The sequence below is a fragment of the Pontibacter saemangeumensis genome (assembly GCF_039541895.1).
Lineage (GTDB): Bacteria > Bacteroidota > Bacteroidia > Cytophagales > Hymenobacteraceae > Pontibacter > Pontibacter saemangeumensis.
This window is the reverse complement of record NZ_BAABHC010000029.1, coordinates 517979-534999: the sequence shown is the minus strand read 5'-3', so window position 1 is coordinate 534999 and position 17021 is coordinate 517979. Positions and strand designations below refer to the sequence as shown.

Genomic DNA, 17021 nt, shown 5'->3' with positions numbered 1-17021 from the left:
GCTTGAATCAAGCGTAGTTACACTATTGCTCAAAATGTGGAAAGGGAACAGCTGTCAATCTGCTGCTTGGGCTTGGGCTTGCTTAGGACTTGCTGGCTAAGGTTCAGTGAGAGAGAGCGGATCAGAAGCTGGCTTAAACATATCCATAGCTCATGCGGATTGACTCCTTTCAAAAATTTTGAACAGGATATTTACAAGTTTAACTGTAACACAAGCTTATTTAACGAGTAATTATAATTCACTGACTATCAATAATATTGCAATGAATTAGCGTCTCTTTTGGTCATGTTATCTGTGCTAGTAAAAGTGGGTGTGTGCTGCGAAGACCATTTGCAACAGGAAGAAGGGGGCAGCGGAAAGGCCCTGTAAGCCCAGCAGGATTATCAGGAAAGGCTGCCGATCAAGATGAAACGAGCGCTCTGAACTCTTAACCTTTACATAAAGTGGCCTTAACCCGGGTTTAACGTAGCGGCGGTAGCTTTGCAGCAAACTAATAACGCAAGGCGATGAGTCTAATATTTACTAAAGCTACAGGTCAACACATTGCAGCCTTCATGCTGCTGCTGCTATGCTGCTGCAGTGCTATTGCACAGGCGCAGACAGTCCGGGGGGTGGTATCAGACAGCGAAGGCGCGCCGCTGCCGGGTGTTACGGTGCTGTTGAAAGGGAGTTCCACCGGCACCTCTACTGACGTCGACGGCTCCTTCAGCCTTACAGCGCCCCAGGCACTTACAGCACAGGATGTGCTCATATTCAGGTTTGTTGGTTTCAAGGTGGCTGAAGTGCCATATAAGGGAGACCCTACCATCAACGTGCAGTTGCAGCAAGATGACAGGATGCTGCAGGAGGTAGTGGTGACGGCCCTAGGGATTGAGCGGGAGCAGAAAGCGCTGGGGTACGCCACCCAGACGGTTAGCGGCGAGAGCCTGACCGGGGCCCGCTCCAACAACTTCGTGCAGGCACTCTCGGGCAAGGTCGCCGGCCTGAACCTCATCTCGCCCGGCTCCGGCCCGATCAACTCCACTAGAGTCTCCCTGCGCGGCGACAATTCCCTCAACCCCAGTGGCAACAACGCCCTGATTGTGCTGGACGGCGTGCCGATGAGCAGTGAGATGACAGGCTCAGGGGCAGGCGCCGCCTACGGGGCCGGGTCAGGGAATGACATACCGGTAGACTTCGGGAACGGCATCGCAGACATCAACCCCGACGACATTGAAAGCATCACCGTCTTGAAAGGCCCCAGTGCCGCCGCCCTCTACGGCAGCCGGGCAGCCAACGGCGCCTTGATCATCACCACCAAAACAGGGGCAGGCCAGCACAAGGGTGTCGGCGTGACGGTGAACTCCAGCGTCAGCTTCAGCGATGTGCTGAAATGGCCTGCGTTCCAACATGAGTATGGCCAGGGGACAGGCAAATACTTCAATGCGGCAGGTGAGCCCTACTACTCGTACGGCGCGTCTGAAGACGGGGGCAATACCGGCAGCACCAGCAGTGCGTACGGCCCCAGGTTCGACGGGCAGGAATACTATCAGTATGACCCGACACTGGAAGGGCAGTCGGCGCAGCGTCAGCCCTGGAGGCCGTATAAGGACAACGTCAAAGGCTTCTTCAGGAACGGCTCCACCGTCACCAACAGCGTGGCCGTGGCGGGCGGAGACGAAAAAGGATCGGCCCGCGCGTCCATCACGCATGCTAAAAACGAGTGGATCATGCCCAATACCGGCTTTGAGCGGATGACGGCAGCGCTGAGCCTGAATTACAAAGCCTCGGACAAGCTAAGGCTTAACTCGAAGGTAAACTTCACGCACAAGAAAAGTGACAACCTCCCAGGAACCGGGTACAGCAACCAGTCGATCTCTTATTTCATGATCTTCCAGAACCCGAACGTGGACCTGGCATGGTACGAGCCCAGGTGGAAGGCAGGGCAAGAGCAACTAGAACAGATTCACCCCTTCAGCTCCTATATCGACAACCCCTACGTGATCGCCTATGAAATGACAAACGCGCTGAACAGCTACTCCACCGTCGGCAACATCTCGGCCACCTACGGGTTCTCGCCAAAGCTTGACCTGATGGTGCGCTCCGGTATGGATATGGGCAACGAAGACCGGGAGCAGCGCAGGCCTTTCAGCACGGCCAACTTCCAGTACGGCTACTACAAAGAGCAGGGTATTTTTGACTACGAGGTGAACACAGACGCCCTGCTGACTTACCGTGACAAAATCGGGAGCAAGATAGACGTACGAGCCTCTGTGGGCGGAAACACCATGAGCAGAAAGTACCGGGGGACGAACGGCGTGGTGGACGGGCTGGTGATACCGGGGGTATATAAGCTCTCGAACGGCATCAGCAGCCCATTGATGACCACCCTGCACCGCAACAAGAAGGTGAACAGCCTGTATGCGCTGGCATCCTTTTCCTACCAGGACAAGATCTTCATTGACCTGACTGGGCGCAACGACTGGTCAAGCACGCTGCCTGTGCAGAACAACGCCTTCTTTTACCCCTCCGTCAGCTCGAGCTTCATCCTGAGCGACCTGCTTGCCCTGCCGCGGCAGATCTCCTTTGCCAAGCTAAGGCTGTCGGCGGCGCAGGTGGGGAACGACACCGACCCATACAAGACCCGCAAGTACTACGGGCAAAGCGATTTTGCCGGTTCCGGCTCCGTGCCCACCACCTTGCACAACGCCGATTTCAAGCCGGAAATCACCACCAGCTACGAGGCGGGGCTGGAGTATATCCTCTTCGACGGCCGCATCGGCATGGACCTGACCCTGTACAGAAGCTTTACAAAAAATCAGATTCTGGACGTCCCTGTTGATCCCACCACAGGCTACAGCAGAGCGGTCCTGAACGCGGGAGAGGTGCGTAACCAGGGCATAGAGCTGGTGCTGAACACCCAGCCAATCGACAACGCCAACTTTAAATGGAACTCGACCGTCACCTGGTCTAAGAATGACAACGAGGTGCTGGAGCTTGCAGACGGGATGGAGGACCGGCAGATCATCGGCTCGGGCGGCCAAGCGACGATCATAGCGAAGGTGGGCGGCACCACCGGCGACATATACGGCTATGGCTTTGTGAGGAGCCCTGACGGGCAGATAGTGTATGACGAATCAGGCTTGCCTGCCTACCCGGATGAGACGCAGTACATCGGCAACGCCTACGCTGACTGGAAGGGCGGCTTCCTGAACGAGTTTTCCTATAAGAATATTCGGTTCAGTTTCCTGCTCGACGGCCAGTACGGCGGCATCGTCTATTCGCAGACGCACCATAAAATGTCGGAGCAGGGGAAACTGGAGCACACCCTCATGGGCCGCGAGGAAGGCTACATCGTGGGGGACGGCGTGGTGGACAATGGCGACGGCACGTACTCCCCGAACATGAAGCCGGTGAACCCGGCAGACTACTATACAAGGTACTACCGCCGCGCCAACGTGGAGTCCAACTCGTTCGGTGCCTCCTTCCTGAAACTAAGGGAGATGCGGCTGGCGTTCAGCCTGCCCAAAGCGCTGCTTTCCAGAACCAGGGCCTTGAACGGCGCGAGCATCGCCCTGTTCGGTCGTGACCTGGCCATGTTCACCGACTTCCCGATGTTTGATCCGGAGACCGCGGCCCTGAACGGGTCCACCATTCTGCCGGGCGTGGAGATAGGACAGATGCCCTCCACCAGAACATACGGGATGAATGTCACCTTGGAATTCTAATCGAAAAATATCCGCAGGCACCAATTATAAAGTTCCGGAACCGCCAGGAGCATGTTATCACCTGCTTTCTGGCGGTTCTTCCAAAGATTCAGAGATCATGATAAAGAGAAAGAAGGTTCTTGTTTTATTTGCGGCACTGAGTTTCACCGGCGTTTCGTGCACCGACGATTTCGAAGAGGTCAACCTTGACCCGAACAGGATTGAGAGGATCAGCCCCGGCACCCTATTGAATCCCATCCTCTACGAGATGGCCAGCTTCAACACGTCCCGGAGCAATGCCTTCACGTTCGAGATCATGCAGGTGGCGCTTCCTTTCCCGAGCGCATCAGGGGGGGAGCACCGCTACGATATTGGCGAAAACGCCGGCAGTTCCACCTGGAACACCTATTACCGCTGGCTCACCAACATCAAGGAGATGCAGGCGGCGGCAGTGGAGGCGCAGGCCCCCAATTATGAGGCAGTGGCCCTGACGCTCAACGCCTGGGTGTATTCCCTGCTCACCGACTCTTTCGGGGACGTGCCGATGGAGGAGGCAGCACGAGGGGATGAGGGCATACTCTACCCGGCTTTCAACACGCAGCAGGAGATCTACACCAGCATACTCAGCGACCTGGAGCGGGCGAACATCCTGTTTGACCCGGAGCAGGAGATGATCTATGGCAACGACATTCTTTATGGCAATGATGTAGGCAAATGGCGGCGCTTTTGTAACTCGCTGCGCCTGAGGCTGCTGCTAAGGGTGTCGAAAAGGCCGGAGATGGATTCTTACTCTAAAATGGCCGGGATCCTCGATAATCCAACCGACAACCCGGCGTTTACAGGTAACGAGGAGGCCGCTATTCTGGAAATATCGGGAGTGGCGCCGCTTTTATCGCCTTGGGGCCGTGCCGTGGACTTCAGAACGGGCCGCGCCGCCTCCGCGTTCTTTATCGACAACCTGAACGCGTTGAACGACCCGCGGCGGGAGAGGTTTTTTGGGCAGGCAGCCCTGAAAGACGGCAAGACGCAGATAGGCTACAAGGGGATCCCGAGCGGCTACGCCGGCAATGACTCCCAGTTCGACTTTGTCCCCTCTAACCTGAACATCGCCCTGGTGACGGCTCCCATGATCGCTGTGATCATGACCTACGCGGAGGTGGAGTTCATTAAGGCGGAGCTAGCCCGGCAGGGGACAATTAGCGGTGATGCGCAAGTGCACTACCAAAATGGGGTGAAGGCGGCCATTGAACAATGGGGAGCCGAGGTGCCTGCCGGGTATTTCGAGAACCCTGCCGCTGCTTATAACGGCACGCTGGAGCGGATTATGCTGCAGAAGTACCTGGCTCTGTATTTTAACGACTACCAGCAGTGGTTCGAGTACCGTCGCACGGGCCTGCCCGCTCTTCCCAAGACAGAGTCTATGGTGAACAACCAGCGGGTGCCCGTCCGCTTCCGGTATCCTACGGCGGTGCAACTCAGCAACAGCGCCAACTACAGCAAGGCCGTGGAGCATATGGGAGGCGACGACATCAACACCAAAGTCTGGTGGGAGAAGTAGAGGCAATATTGCCGAATCTGTTTTAAAGCCCAGGGTGGAACCTCTCAAAGCGTCCCCTGGCAACTTGTAAGCGTATCAACATAAAGCCCATTGGAATTGCAGGGCTGTCCGCAATTCTGCTTTCAGTCAACGTGTAAAATCTAAATGCAAGCAAAATGAAAAAACCACTGGTATTGCTGTCCGCCATGCTATTTTCCTTGGCGGTGCAGGCACAGACCACCGTCAGCGGTTACGTGTACGGGGACGCCAACAGTAACGGGAAAAAGGAGCGGCGCGAAAAGGGCGTCGCCGGCGTTGCCGTTACCAACGGCCGGGAGGTAGCCCTGACGGACAGGCAGGGAAAGTATGAACTGCCTGTCGGCCGGGAAAACATCATTTCCGTGATCAAGCCGAGGGGATACAAAGTTGCCTTGAACAAGGAGAACCTGCCGCAGTTCTACTACATCCACAAGCCACAAGGTTCCCCTGATCTTGAATTTAAAGGAGTGACGGCTACTGGCAAGCTTCCTAAATCAGTGGATTTTGCGGTGGTGCCTTACGAGGAGAAGGAAGAGTTCACGGCGCTCCTGTTCGGCGATCCCCAGCCCTATACAAAGGAAGAGGTGGATTACTTTGCCCGCGGCATTGTGTCTGAGGTGAAAGGGGTGCGGAACGTGCAGTTTGGCCTGAGCCTGGGGGACCTGGTGGGCAATGACCTGAGCCTGTTCAATCCTTATATCAAGGCCGTGAGGAATGTGGGGATCCCGTGGTACAACCTGTTGGGGAATCACGACATTAATTTTGATGCCCAGTCCGACTCCCTCTCCGACGAGACATACGAGGCGCATTTCGGGCCGGCTAACTACGCCTTCAACTACGGCAAGGTGCACTTCATCGTGCTCGACGACGTGCTCTACCCCGACCCGAGGGACGGCAAAAGCTACTGGGGGGGCTTCCGCGAGGATCAGCTCGACTTCGTTGAGAATGACCTGAAGTTTGTACCCAAAGACCATCTGGTGGTGCTGGCCTTCCACATCCCCTTGAGTGAATCCGAAGAGGGAGATGCCTTCCGAGACAAGGACAGGCAGCGGCTATTCGACCTGCTCGCAGACTTTCCGCACACCCTCTCCCTCTCGGCGCACACCCACCTGCAGAAGCAGGACTTCTTCTCCCGCGAGGCAGGTTGGAAGCAGGACAAACCGCACCACCACTACAACGCGGGCACCACCTCCGGCGACTGGTACTCGGGCAGGCTTGACAAAGACGGCATTCCGGAGTCTACCATGCGCGACGGCACCCCCAAAGGCTACGCCTTTCTTCGTTTCGACGGGAACCGGTACGTGATCGACTACAAGGCGGCCGGCCATCCAAAGGAATACCAACTGGAGCTGTTTGCCCCTAAGGTGGTGCCCCAGGGCAGGAGAACGTCGGCGGGCATTTATGCCAACTTCTTTATGGGAAGCGGGCAGGACACAGTGATGTACCGCATCGACGGCGGGGAATGGAAGGAGATGGCTTACCAGCAGGACTATGACCCTGCTTTTTTAAACAGGCTGCATGCGTGGGACTTTGCAGAAGCACTGGTACCTGGCAGAAGGCCGTCCAATGCCGCCCGGTCCACGCACCTGTGGCGGGGGAATATCCCGACTGATTTGGAGCTTGGGGAGCACACGATAGAGGTGAAAGCCACCGACATGTTCGGCAGGCAGTTCACGCAGAAAGGCAGTTATCGCTTAGAGGCGCCAAAAGCAGTTAAGGAGGGGATATAGCGTCTCATAAGGCGACTACTGGCGCGATGCCAGGCTTAGCACTTGCAGAAATAAGCTTCTGTGGGTCCTAAGCCTGATTAATTTATAACCGCCGTGAAGCGCTTCACGGCAGCGGGGCTGGAGGTCAAGGCAAGACGGGCACGGACGAGAAAGGCTGGCACCTAAACAGGTCGCTCTTTTGGGGACTGTAGGATTCGCCGGGGATCTACGGCCTGCTTCTAAGAAGACAGCAGATAATCTCAGAAATCTGATACGCAACCTTCAAAACAGCTTTATGAGCTGCTAAAAAGAAGGCACCTACAAGTGCTATAGGTAACAAGAGCAGCGCTCTGTAGCCAAACGGCTGCAGGGTGCTGCTTGCCGCCTCAAAGGAGACATTCCTGAACTTCTGGGAAAACACGGCCCAGGGCCGGCAGGTGCCTGTCGGAGAACTCCTCGTAGCACCATTGCTCCAACAGCAGGAGGTCTTCCTGCTCGAGGACTCTTAGGCCTTTCTTCAGTTCTTTCTCAAAGAGCATCTTATCGAAGCTCACCTTCGCGAGGATCTGCTTGGTGTATTCCAGCATTTTTCTTTTGTGGGATGATGTATAGCAAAGCTACCGCCGGCATGTTACCGCATCAGGAAGAAAGCGTTACGATATCATCAAGTAAAGCCTGCGGCTGGCGAGGAGGCTGTGTGGGTGGGGAATCCGTTGCCCGGACCATACGGTATCTCGTATACGGGAGAAGAGAGGAATTCCTCCCCGAGGCAAGCCCGCTCTCTTCACAAAAGAATTATGGAATACACGGAGATACTGATTATCGTGCTGATGGCGGCGCTGGCAGGCATTTTCTACCTCATATACAGACTGTACATTAAGCCCAGAAGGCGGCATCATGAACTTCCCAAGGGAACAAGACGGAAACTGGGGCTGTAAAATACGCTTAAGCCCAGCAGGCCATGTTCGCTTAAGCCATTCGGGTTCTTCACCCTTAGCGGGTAATAAAGCGGTGGTTTGAACAGTTCAATAATGCCTGTAAAATTAAGACCAGACCCACTTACGTCCTCTTTGCTATCTCGAATCTTCCTCTCAGCCACTGCACCCTGAAATTTAAGTCATAAGTAGCTAATTAAGCCTGAAACTCCTTTCCCTGTATCCGTACATACAGAGCAATGTTTGGCGTAAATGACATCCCAAAGTTCTTCCTGGCCTTTTTCCTGGTGCTCCCGGTTATCTCTTTGCTGCACGAGGCGGGGCATGTTTTTTTTGCCTGGTTGATGGGAGGCAAAAACATCAAAGTGACCATCGGCTCCGGTGCCGTGCTCTTCCGGATGGGGATACTGGAAGTGCGCAAATACTATTTTTGGTACGGCCTCTGCACCTTCGACAACCTGAGGCGCAACCATCGCCTTGCTAATATCCTTATCTTCTCCGGAGGAGCGTTCTTCAACGCCATGGCAGCGGTAGCAGTGGTTTACCTTATTGAGAACAACAAGCTGGAGCCAAGCATGCTCACCTACCAGTTCACCTATTTCTCCCTGTACTACATCTTTTTCGCGCTGCTGCCCATGCCCTACCCGGACGGCAACTACAGCGACGGGAAAGTCATACTTGATTTAGCCCGCAATAAAGCGCAGGCAGCGGAGAAGATCTATCGCGTGCAGTGGAACCAGGAAGAAAAGCAATGGTGCGTGCTGGACCACAACAGAGCGCTTGTCGAGGCCTTTGCGGATGAGGCGCAAGCGCTCGCAAAAGCACACGAAGTGGCGCAGCGCAACCGCCCCAGCCGCCTGCTGAGCAGCAAGGGGGGCAAAGAGACAGAGGTGAGAAATTACCCGAGGGTGCCGCTGTAACGCGCGCACCACCGTCAGGTGGAGCAGAAAATCTATCTGCCCGGTGTCCCGTACCAAATAGGGAACCAAGCCTGAGCCCATGATTGCAGCTATAGTTAGTTTCCTAGTGATGCTGAACCCGTTTGCCCTTTTCCTGTACCTGAAGCCTATCATGAAGGATCTTTCGGATGCTGACTTCAGGTCGGTGTTTTTAAAGGCGAGCACCATCTCATTTTGTATTTACATGGTTTTCCTGCTGTTCGGCGACCTGGTCTTTCAGAAAGTGTTCCGCATTAATTTCGAATCATTTCGGATATTCGGAGGCATAGTGCTCTTTTCTTTTTCCTACATGTTTATTGTGCAAGGGAAAAAAGCGTTCATCCAGATTAAGGGAGATCTCCACGATCTTGCCTCCGAGATCGCCCTGCCTTTTATGGTCGGGGCGGGTACTATCTCACTCACGGTCCTGATGTCAGAGCAGCTGCAGTTGTGGCAGGGGGCAGTGGCGCTCGCCCTGATCATGCTTCTCAACTACCTGACCATTATGGGCCTGAAGCAGGTGCGCCGTGCCATGCGGTCCCAAAAGTTTCAGACGGCTTTCGATAAGATAATGGAGCTTCTCCTGCGCATCAACGGCTTTTTCCTGGGTGCTATTGGCGTCGACATGGTCGTAACCGGTGTCAGTAACCTGATGCTGGCAGCAGGGCAAACCCAGCAGTAACGTTTACCTTATCACTTCCTCTGAGTAAACCAGCCACAGCGGAATGTGCATGTCCATGTTATAGATCTCTTTCGGCACGCCCCCAAAGCTCAGGGAAGGCAGGGGGTTGTTCCCCTTCAGTCCGAGCACAAGCAGGTCATACTTCCCCTTGTCCAGGTGCAGGCGAATACGTTCTGCCGTGCTTTTGCCTGCGGCGCGCACCAGCGTATAAGGAACTCCGCTTATCTCAAGGTGTTTTTTCTGCAGCGCAGCAAATCGCCCTTTCACGATTTCTTCCGCTTTCCTGACCGCCTTCTCTTCAGAGATCAGCGGGAAGTATTGGGTGGGTAGCCTGTAAACATGCAGTATCTCCAGCTGAAGCCCCAACTGGTCAGATAGGTTTTTGCTTAGCCTGAGCGCGTGAACCGAGGTATCGGAGAAATCTATCGGTACCAGCACCTTTTCTATTTTAAAAGTGGCCGTCTCAGGGAAAACAAGCACGCTGCACGGCAATATGTGGAGCAGTTTTGTTCCGAGCGCCCCGGTGCTTTTAATGCTCGTTTTTTTGCCAAGCAGTGTCAGTTTTACCTTGTAGCGCTTTACCAAGTCAGCCAGTATAACTTCCGTGTTCGGCTCTTCGCTTACCAGCACTTCGTAATCTGCCGCGTTGCCGAACTGCTCAGACACGATATCGTGTATGTTGCCTTCCACCTCGCCGGCAAGGTCCACGTCGCCAAACCATTCCCTGAAGTCTTCGCTCAGTTCATATACTTTGATGTTGTGCACAAAGTATACCTTGCCCACCTGCAGGCGTCCGCAGATAGAGCGGGTAAAGGCGACCAGTTTCTCATCAATGTCGCTCAGGTCCAGGCAGACCATCATGGAGTCGATTGCTATCATAGTTTCTCTGTATTTGGTGGCAGGGAAATATCGGTTTTTGCCTGATGCGCTTTCGCATCCTGTTTCTGTGCCCGCTTGGCCAGCATTTCCGCCACCAGCTGCTGGTAGTCTTTCCGTTGCTGGGCACTTCCCAGTTTCGTCTCTTCTTCCAGTTCTTCGCTCAGTCCCTTAAAGAGGCTATAGCACATCAACAGCAGTATGATGGCAAAGGGAAGCCCCGTGATGATGACAGCCGTCTGTAACGCCTGCAGGCCGCCGCCCAACAGCAGCACAGCAGCAATAGCCCCGCCAGACACTGCCCAGAAGACCCGGGTGCCGACCGAAGGGTTTGGCCTGCCACCGGATGTAAGGCTTACCACCACCAGTGACCCCGAGTCTGAGGAGGTGACGAAAAACCCCGCGATGAGTACAATGCCTATCACGGACAGTGCGGTGGAGAAAGGGAGCTGCTCGAAAAAGACGAACAGCGCCGTGGACACGTCGGCCGCCACGGCCTCTGCAACCGCCGTGTTGCCGGCCAATACCTCGCGCAGCGCCGTGCTCCCGAACACCGTCATCCAAAGGAACGAGAGCAGGGAAGGGGCGATGAGTACGCCAAGCACGAATTCTTTTATGGTGCGGCCCTTGGAAACGCGCGCGATGAAGATGCCCACAAATGGTGCCCAGGAGATCCACCAGGCCCAGTAGAACACCGTCCAGGCACCCTGCCAGTTATTGTTGCTGTAGGCTTCGTTCCAGAAGGAGAGCTGCATGAAGCTACCGATGTAGTAGCCGGTGTTCTGCACGTAAGAGCCGAGGATAAAAACGGTAGGCCCCAGGAGCAGGACAGCCACCAAGACAATTAGCGCAATGCGGATGTTCCACTCACTGAGTATGCGAACGCCTTTGTCCACTCCTGTCACCACTGATACCGTAGCAATGCCTGTTATGATCGCTATCAGGATGATCTGGGTGGTGACGTCGTTGACGATGGCCGGGAAAACGTGGTGCAGCCCGGCCGCCACCTGCTTTACACCCAGCCCAAGCGAGGTGGCAAGGCCGAAGAGCGTTGCGATAACAGCCAGTATGTCAATAATATCGCCGATGATGCCATGGATGCGCTCCCCTAGGAAAGGGTAAAAGGCCGAGCGGACGGTTAAAGGCAACTGGCGGTTATAGGTAAAGAAAGCAAGGGCAAGCGCTACCAGCGCGTAGATGGCCCAGGCATGCAAGCCCCAGTGCAGGAAAGTGAAGTTCATGGCCTGCCGGGCCGCCGCCGGTGTGCCTGGTTCCCCGAGCGGGGGCGTCTGGAAATGGTTGATCGGCTCTGCCACGCTCCAGAACAGCAAGCCAATGCCCATACCCGCGCTGAAGAGCATGGCAAACCAGGAACCTGTGCTGAACTCCGGCTTGGCATTCTTGCCGCCCAGCCGGATACTACCGAACCTGCCAAAGGCCATGAACAGGCAATACACCACAAAAATGTTCACGCTCAGAATGAACAGCCACCCCATATTGGAGGTTACCGAAGCCTGTATGTCCGAGAAAAACACCTCTGCGTCTTTCCTGAAAACGAGCACCAGCGCGATACTGAGAACAAGTATCACGATTGATGGCCAGAACACCGGCCCGTTCACGTCTAAACCGAAAGATTTTTTTGTATCACTTCTTACTTTACTCATGCACCGTGTTTTTATTTTAGAAATAGTATCCCATGTTGATGTTAAAGCGCAGGTGCCAGTCCGTTTCTCCGGGAGTGCCCGCGGCAAGGGCGTCTGTCCATTCAGGGCCAAGCCAGGGGTGGTTGTAGCCAAATGCCGCGTCCGTGTAAATGTACATGGGGCCGGCTGTGAGCAAGGCGCCCAGCACGTTCATGTGCGCATTTTCAAACCCACCCGCGCGCTTGTTGTAGTAGCCGTAGTTGTCGTAGAAGGTGATGCCCTGCAGCAGGCGCGTGTCGAGGGGAAGGTGATAGGCTACACTGGCCGTGTATATTTCGCCCTTGGTGGCTACATTGTAGTTCGCACCGTAAGCCCCCATCTCTAAAAAATTCAAGTCTGCACCGGCGGAGTATTCCGGATTGAATCGGTAGAGCATGGCCTGTATCTTTAGATTCCAGGGGCTATGTTCCGCCTGGTGTTCATAATGCACGGCGGCGGCATAGCGGGTGCCATTGCGCTCCGTGTCCAGGTTATAGAGCAGGCCTCCCTGCACAGAGGCACCCAACTGGTGTGCAAGGCTGTCGCCCAGGCGCCGGACCAGTTTAAAGTCCAGTTGGTTGTTCTCTTTGTTACGCCCGGTCACGTCGTAGGAGTAGCGGTTGGGGCTGGCTTCCGCCGAGCTGAATACAAAATCCTCAGCGCTTTTATAGTAGGCGGCCTGCCATTGCCACCGGCCCGTGTCGTGTATATATTTCACCCCCATGTCATGGTCATCCTCAAAGCCTATATAATAGGTCATGTTGAAGAACCAGTTATTGGAGTTGTACTGCTGAATGCCGAAGGGCACCTGGTGGAGGCCAACCTGGATCTGTGATGTTTCGGAGAAGTCGTGCTGGAACCAGCCCTGCTTGAGGAAGCCCCCGCCGAAGGCCTGGGAGTAGTACCGGTACTCCGCATTTAGTTTGATGCCCTTATATGCTGATTCCACGTTAATACGGAACAAGTCAAACCCAAAGTCACCCCCGCGCTCCAGTTGGTCTTCCTTCCAGGTAGAGAGGTTGTAGTTGAACCGCAAGGCTCCCCCTATTCTCAAGGTGGGCTTCTCCTCGGCCTTCTCTTCGGGGTATTGCGCATAGCAGAATGTGCTGATAAAGCATGCAGTTATAAGTAAAAGTACTCTTTGCATAACAGAAGGATTTAGTAAAAACAAAACAAACCCTTCATTTTGTGGACGGGTTTAAACGGAAAACGTTTCTCGGAAGGTTTATTTATCTTACCTTGATCTAAACAGTAAACACATAATCAAACTATATATGACGAATAGAATTTTACTCTCTGCTTTCCTATCCCTCACTCTGCTAAGCGCTTTTAGCCCTGGCTATGCACAGCGGCCATCTACCTCCGTTCAAACTGAGACAAGAGTGGTGGAAGACGGCGGGACCGGCCCCTATAGCGCCATTATGCTCACCGAAAGCACATTACCCACGCATACCGTCTTCCGCCCGGAAGACCTGGGTGCTTTTGGTAAAAAGAACAAACTGCCCATTATTGCCTGGGGTAACGGTGCTTGTGCCAATTCTCCCTGGGAACATGTGAACTTTTTATCTGAGGTTTCTTCTCATGGTTTTTTAGTGGTCGCTATCGGCCCCATGCCACAGGAAGGAGAAAAGGGAAACGGGAAATCAACCTCTTCCCAGCTACTGGATGCCATCAACTGGGCCGTTGCTCAGAATAAAGACAAGAAAAGCCCTTATTACAATAAAATCGATGTAACCAAAGTAGCCGTGAGCGGCATGTCCTGCGGGGGCCTGCAAACGCTTGAGGTGGCCTCCGACCCACGTGTAAGCACCTTGGTGGTTTGCAACAGTGGCATTTTTATTACCCCCGGAAACGGCAGAAGTGGCATGCCGAACCTGACGAAAGAAAACCTTAAGGAAATCCATTCGCCAACCCTATATATGCTGGGAGGCGAAAAGGACATAGCCTACGCCAATGGCATGGATGATTACGAGCGAATAAACCATGTGCCGGTTTTCATGGCCAATATGGACGTGGGGCATGGCAAGACTTACAGCCAGCCGCATGGCGGCGAATTTGCAAAAGTGGCCACCGCCTGGTACAAATGGCAACTGAAAGGCGAGAAAGCGGCAGGCAAGCTATTTACAGGCGAACCTGCAGGTCTTTCAAAGAATCCCAATTGGAGCGTTGAGAAAAAGAACATGCCTTAACGGGAAAAACCTGGCTCTCCGAAACCCGATGATGTGAAGTATGCTTGGGCTCAGGTAATGGGCGCTCTCCATTGATTTCAGGGCGAGGCACTTGTTTAACTGTGCCTTCATATATCACCTCATTTATCTGCTGAGGGAAATAGTACTCAAGTCAGGACTTCATATGGCAGTTCCCTTCTGTCTGAGCGGACACTGCGCCGCCTGCCGGTGCAGATATGTTAAGTATGATTAATACAGCGTTACTGAAAAAAACTACAGCACCTGATGAGAAATAGGCGCTGCAGGGGTTTATAAGGGGAGCATGCGGCATGCTCCTCAGCCCGGTAAACAATGCAGAGCACCTGTGCCGATGTGGCAGAAGGAAGAGGAGTAGCCAGGCATTGTTTCATATACTCCAGCAGGGGCCGGATTTTAAAGAACCTACCGGATTGTGGAAGGAATTTTTAAATTAAAAAAATGGCTTTACAAAAGCTTGAATAACGGAGAACCCCTATCCAAGACTGCTCGTCACCAGCTTACTAACGGCAGGCTGAGCCGATTCACCACTAAACGCCTAATCAAATGTCCGCCACTCACAAATCCATCCTAATGCTCGGCTGTTTCGACACAAAGGGAGAGGTCTTTTCTTTTCTCCGCCAGTGCCTGCTTGCGCAGGGAGAAGCGGTGTTAGCGGTCAATACCGGTGTGATGGGTACGACGGAAAATTACCCGGTAGATATAGAAGCGGACCTGTTGGCAAAGGAAGCAGGCTTTTCCATCAGCGGTTTAAGAGAAGCGGCAGACCGGGGGCATGCGGTGCAAGTAATGGGGAAGGGGGCCGCCCTGGTTGTTGCCCGACTGGTGGCGGAAGGGCGGATAAAGGGGGCTATTGGCATGGGCGGGGGCGGAGGTACCTATATTGCGCTTTCGGCGATGCAATCCATTCCGTTGGGAATCCCCAAACTTTGTCTGTCCACCATCGCCGCCAAAGATCTGTCCCGGCAGGTGGGCAACAAGGACATTACCCTCATGCCCTCGGTAGTGGATGTGGCGGGCCTCAACAGCATCAGCAGACTTTTGATAGCACAGGCGGCAGCGGCTATATGTGCGATGGCTAACGTGCAACCGACCGAAGATGCGGTCCGTGCCGGCAGTATTGCCATCAGCATGTTTGGCAACACCACGTCCTGCGTCAAGCATTGCACTGCGTTATTGGAAAAACAGGGATATGAGGTGCTTGCTTTCCATGCCACCGGCGTGGGAGGCCGCACCATGGAGGCCTTGATCCGCGAAGGATGCTTTGATGCTGTTTTGGATATCACCACGACCGAACTGGCTGATGAACTGTGTGGCGGCATTTGCAGCGCCGGCCCCGACCGGCTCAGTGCGGCGGCGGAGATGGGCATCCCACAGGTCGTGGTGCCGGGGTGCCTGGACATGGTCAACTTTGCCCAGCCGGATACAGTGCCGGAGCAGTACAAGTCGCGCCAGCTCTATAGCTGGGCACCGGATGTTACACTGATGCGGACTAATGAAGCCGAAAACCGCCTCTTGGGCGAAGAACTGGCCCGGAAGGTAAGCCGATCCACTGCCGCCGCCGTCTTGCTGCCATTAAGAGGAATATCACAGGTTGATGCAGTTGGCGGGGTGTTTCACCGTCCCGATATCGACCAGGTTTTATTCGATGCCATAAAAGAACACACCGACGAGCAGGTGCCGGTGATGGAGGTGGATGCCCATATCAACGACAAGGCATTTGCCGGGACAGCGGTGAAGGTGTTGTTAGACCTGGTAGCAAAGAGCAAAGCCAGGCAGCAGCAATGAGAAACATCTGTTTACTGAATTTAGTAAGTTTGACTTTATATCATTCATAACTCAAAAAGCATAGCTATGCCAAATCCATGGACCGGTAAAGGAAACCCCTATACCAAACAGGAAGTCAGAGACCGTTTACAGCTTACCATAGACCAGCAGAAAGCCATTATCGCAGCCGGCGCCGGTACCGGTATCAGCGCCAAGTTTATCGAGAAGGGCGGCGCTGACCTGATTATCATATATAACTCAGGCCGTTTCCGGATGGCGGGGCATGGCTCTACGGCGGGCCTGATGGCATATGGAGATGCCAACGCGGTGGCCATGGAGATCGGCGAGTTCGAGGTGCTGCCGGTGGTGGAAGAAGTGCCTGTTATCTGCGGCGTACACGGCTCTGACCCGCGTCGCCGGATGTGGCACCATTTGCTGAAGGTGAAGGAAATGGGCTTCTCGGGCGTCAACAACTTTCCCACGCATTCCATTGTGGATGGCCATTTCCGGGCGGTCCTGGAAGAGACGGGGATGGGCTTTGCCAAGGAGGTGGAGATGATCGGGCTGGCCAGCAGGATGGATCTGTTCACCATCGTGTATGTGGCCACACCGGAGGAGGCCCGGCAGATGGCCGAGGTGGGGGCCGACGCTATTATTGCACACGTCGGCACAACCGTGGGCGGTTCCATCGGCGTGGTGGGTGCCACCTGCTCCATGGACGAAGCCATTGAGCGTACCAACAATATCATCGCGGCTGGCAGGGAAGTGAACTCAGACATCTTCTTCCTGGCCCATGGCGGACCCATCAACACGCCGGATGATGTGCGGGTGATTCTGGATAGTACGGGAGCCCAGGGCTTTGTGGGTGCCTCATCGCTGGAGCGCATGGGCGTGGAAAAATCCCTGACTGATCTGACCAGGCAATTCAAATCCCTCACCTTACCCAGCAATCCGTAAGTGCAAATT

12 protein-coding genes are annotated in these 17021 nt (G+C 54.4%); 8 read left to right on the top strand and 4 right to left on the bottom strand.

Translation table 11 applies throughout. The features are described 5' to 3' along the window. The first annotated feature begins 506 nt into the window (after window positions 1-506). The 3 genes from ABD920_RS20475 to ABD920_RS20465 all read left to right on the top strand — a co-directional run bounded on the left by ABD920_RS20475 (window position 507) and on the right by ABD920_RS20465 (window position 6992). Window positions 507-3707, top strand: a complete 3201-nt coding sequence (locus ABD920_RS20475) for a SusC/RagA family TonB-linked outer membrane protein (RefSeq protein ID WP_345161759.1) — start codon at window positions 507-509, stop codon at window positions 3705-3707. Window positions 3708-3804: 97 nt separating this feature from the next. Beyond that, entirely contained in the window at window positions 3805-5244 is a 1440-nt protein-coding gene (locus ABD920_RS20470; RefSeq protein ID WP_345161757.1) for a SusD/RagB family nutrient-binding outer membrane lipoprotein, read from the top strand. 155 nt (window positions 5245-5399) lie between these two features. Continuing rightward, on the top strand, window positions 5400-6992 hold the full coding sequence (locus ABD920_RS20465) for a calcineurin-like phosphoesterase C-terminal domain-containing protein (RefSeq protein WP_345161755.1): 1593 nt from the start codon (window positions 5400-5402) through the stop codon (window positions 6990-6992). Window positions 6993-7357: 365 nt separating this feature from the next. Here ABD920_RS20465 and ABD920_RS20460 read toward each other — a convergent pair whose 3' ends face one another. After that, window positions 7358-7558, bottom strand: a complete 201-nt coding sequence (locus ABD920_RS20460; RefSeq protein ID WP_345161753.1) for a hypothetical protein — start codon at window positions 7556-7558, stop codon at window positions 7358-7360. A 587-nt stretch (window positions 7559-8145) separates the two neighbouring features. On the opposite strand from ABD920_RS20460, the gene ABD920_RS20455 reads away from it, so the two are divergent. Both ABD920_RS20455 and ABD920_RS20450 read left to right on the top strand, forming a co-directional pair. After that, window positions 8146-8826: a site-2 protease family protein gene (locus ABD920_RS20455; protein WP_345161751.1), complete on the top strand. Its 681-nt coding sequence runs from the start codon at window positions 8146-8148 to the stop codon at window positions 8824-8826. A gap of 79 nt (window positions 8827-8905) precedes the next feature. Then, window positions 8906-9526: a MarC family protein gene (locus tag ABD920_RS20450; protein ID WP_345161749.1), complete on the top strand. Its 621-nt coding sequence runs from the start codon at window positions 8906-8908 to the stop codon at window positions 9524-9526. A gap of 3 nt (window positions 9527-9529) precedes the next feature. On the opposite strand, the gene ABD920_RS20445 is transcribed toward ABD920_RS20450, so the two are convergent. From ABD920_RS20445 to ABD920_RS20435, 3 genes are read right to left on the bottom strand one after another with little or no spacing between them, the layout of a single operon-like run. Further along, a complete protein-coding gene (locus ABD920_RS20445; protein WP_345161747.1) occupies window positions 9530-10405 on the bottom strand; it encodes a universal stress protein in 876 nt (291 codons plus the stop codon). Further along, window positions 10402-12066, bottom strand: a complete 1665-nt coding sequence (locus tag ABD920_RS20440; RefSeq protein ID WP_345161745.1) for a BCCT family transporter — start codon at window positions 12064-12066, stop codon at window positions 10402-10404. The genes ABD920_RS20445 and ABD920_RS20440 overlap by 4 nt, the downstream gene beginning before the upstream one ends. A 16-nt stretch (window positions 12067-12082) precedes the next feature. Beyond that, window positions 12083-13231 (bottom strand): hypothetical protein, encoded by a 1149-nt coding sequence (locus ABD920_RS20435; RefSeq protein WP_345161743.1) that lies wholly within the window; start codon window positions 13229-13231, stop codon window positions 12083-12085. A gap of 127 nt (window positions 13232-13358) precedes the next feature. On the opposite strand from ABD920_RS20435, the gene ABD920_RS20430 reads away from it, so the two are divergent. The 3 genes from ABD920_RS20430 (at window position 13359) to ABD920_RS20420 (ending at window position 17012) form a co-directional block, all read left to right on the top strand. Next, a complete protein-coding gene (locus tag ABD920_RS20430; protein WP_345161741.1) occupies window positions 13359-14273 on the top strand; it encodes a poly(ethylene terephthalate) hydrolase family protein in 915 nt (304 codons plus the stop codon). 561 nt (window positions 14274-14834) lie between these two features. Then, entirely contained in the window at window positions 14835-16076 is a 1242-nt protein-coding gene (locus ABD920_RS20425; protein WP_345161739.1) for a Tm-1-like ATP-binding domain-containing protein, read from the top strand. Between the two features lie 66 nt (window positions 16077-16142). Beyond that, entirely contained in the window at window positions 16143-17012 is an 870-nt protein-coding gene (locus ABD920_RS20420; protein WP_345161737.1) for a phosphoenolpyruvate hydrolase family protein, read from the top strand. Window positions 17013-17021: the final 9 nt, after the last annotated feature.